Raw genomic sequence first — 2,276 nt, forward strand, 5'->3', positions numbered from 1 at the left:
AGATCTCGGACGGCAATGGCGGCACCGACACGGCGACGGTGACGGTGACGGTGGCCCCGGTGAACGACCCGCCGGTGGCGGAGGACGACGGGACCGGAGACCCGGGCGACGACCGGATTGTCGTCGAGTCCGGGGACAGCACCGGGCCGATCTCGATCCTCGCGAACGACAGCGATGTGGACGGCACGCTCGATCCCGCATCGGTGGCGCTGCAGGGGGCGGCGGTCGGCGGGACGGCCACGGTGAACCCGGACGGGACGGTCGATTTCCTGGCCGATGACATCGGTGGCGATACCGTCGATGACAGCGTCAGCGGCGGCTTCCAGTACACCGTCGACGACAATGAGGGCGCGACCAGCAATGTGGCGACGGCCAGTGTCTATGTCATCGACCCGCTGGTCGAGACCGGTGTCGACAGCCAGACCGCGGCCAGCAATGGCCAGCTGATCACGCTGAGCATGTCGAGCGAGGACCGGAGCTACAACGACTCCAGTTTCGTCGATGTCGAGATCACCTTCGGCGCCGTGGTTCAGACGCCGGTCAACGTGTCCTTCGTGATCGACGGGTCGGGCTCTGTGGGGACGACAAACTTCAATCGCGAGCGCATGGCGGTCGCAGCCGTCGTCGAAGAGCTTCGGGACCAGTATGCGGGGATCTACGCCGAGCTCGGCGCCGCGGCGACGGGGCTCGTCGAGGTTCAGCTCGTTCAGTTCGGGCTGCAGGCCAGCCAGGCGACCTACGATCTGTTCGACGCGGCGCTTCTGCCACTCGACGGCTCGTCCTCGATGGTGACCGCATCGCCTCTCGACACCTGGGTTCAGGGCTGGACGAACTATGAAGCCGGCATCGACCTTGCGGTCGATTTCTTCAACGCCCAGAGCGCCAGCGACGAGAACTATCTGCTGATGCTTTCGGATGGTGAGCCAAACCGCGTGGTCGATTACGCCTCGGGCAGCTCGGTCTCGGCCGGCACCCAGGAGGCGATCGACAACCTGATGGGGGTGGCCGGAGCGCACGAGAGCGGGACTGATCCGGCGGACGATGAGCTCGGTCAGCTTGCTCTGCAGAACGTGTCGATCTCGGCGGTCGGGTTCACCGGGGCGACCCAGGCGACCCTCGACCAGATCGACAATACCGGCGGGGCCGAGATCATCGCCGATCCCGCGGATGTGGCCGATGCGTTCGGCGCGAGCCCGCTCTTCCCTGCGGACGTCCTCGAATTCACCTTCGAGGTCAACGGGGTCGATCAGGGATACGACACGGGCGACCTCGTGGATATCGGGGGCGGTGACCTCGGGTTCTCGCTGGCCGATGTCACGGGGCTCAACACAGGGGCCGGCGAGGTGAACACCTTCACAGTCACGGTGGGCTTCGACAGCGACAACGACCTGATCGTGGATGAAACCCGGACGGTGACCAATACCATCGAATGGGTCGATGAAACTGATGTGTTCCTGCTCTAGGATCCTGATCTGAGGAACACAGACAGTGCAGCCGCCGGACCCCACCGGCGGCTGTTCTGCTAGGCGGGGGCGGCCCCCGGGGCCGGTTGGCCGGGCCGCCTTAGAGAACGAAGGTTACATCTTCGAAACTCGCGAGCGTGCTGTTTGCGAAGACGACGCTTACGGCGCCGTCGGTGAAGACCGTGTCGCGGCCGACCTCCGAGAACTGCGCGAGCGCCTCGCTGCGGCTCTGGTAGCCGAAGCCGGTGAGCTCGATTATATCCCACGGGTCGATCTGCAGGACCCGGTCCCGACCGCTGTCGGCGGCGTCGAACACGAAGTGGTCCGCGCGGAAGCTGCCAAGCTGCAGGTCGTCCCCTGCGCCGCCATCGAAGGTATCGCCCTCGACCGACCGCATGAAGGACATGAAGGCGTCTTCGGTGTTGGCGACAAACTCCGGCGCCTGCGCGAAGCCCTGAACCACCGCGGCGCGGCTCATGCCGTCGTCGAGTCTTTGCGTCCAGTTCGAAAGTCCGGTGGCATCCGGCGCGCGGCCCAGCACGTTCTGATAGAGCTGCGTGACAAAGGCCTCGTTGTCGAGCGCGCCGTAGGTGCTCTGGAACTCGGCCGAGGCGACGAAGCCGTTGGCGACCGTCACATACGGGCTGCCGTCCTCGAGCCGGGTCGCCCAGTTCTCGAGCCCGGTCAGGTCCGGCGCGCGGTCGAGCGTTGCCTGGTAAAGGCGGAACGCGTCGTCGAGCCTGTCGGCGATGTTCGTCTCGGCGGCGTCGAACACGAAGTGGTCCGCGCGGAAGCTGCCAAGCTGCAGGTCGT

At 65.9% G+C, this 2,276-nt stretch carries 2 protein-coding genes; one reads left to right on the forward strand and one right to left on the reverse strand.

All coding sequences use genetic code 11. The features are described from left to right. The coding region (locus tag AC6RA4_RS00775; protein WP_500156427.1) for a VWA domain-containing protein at positions 1-1,463 on the forward strand (1,463 nt) is incomplete at its 5' end. 100 nt (positions 1,464-1,563) lie between these two features. Here the strand turns inward: AC6RA4_RS00775 and AC6RA4_RS00780 are convergent. Beyond that, positions 1,564-2,276 (reverse strand): DUF4214 domain-containing protein (locus tag AC6RA4_RS00780; RefSeq protein ID WP_500156429.1); only part of this gene is annotated, 713 nt, incomplete at its 5' end.

It is taken from the genome of Salipiger sp. (assembly GCF_059781815.1).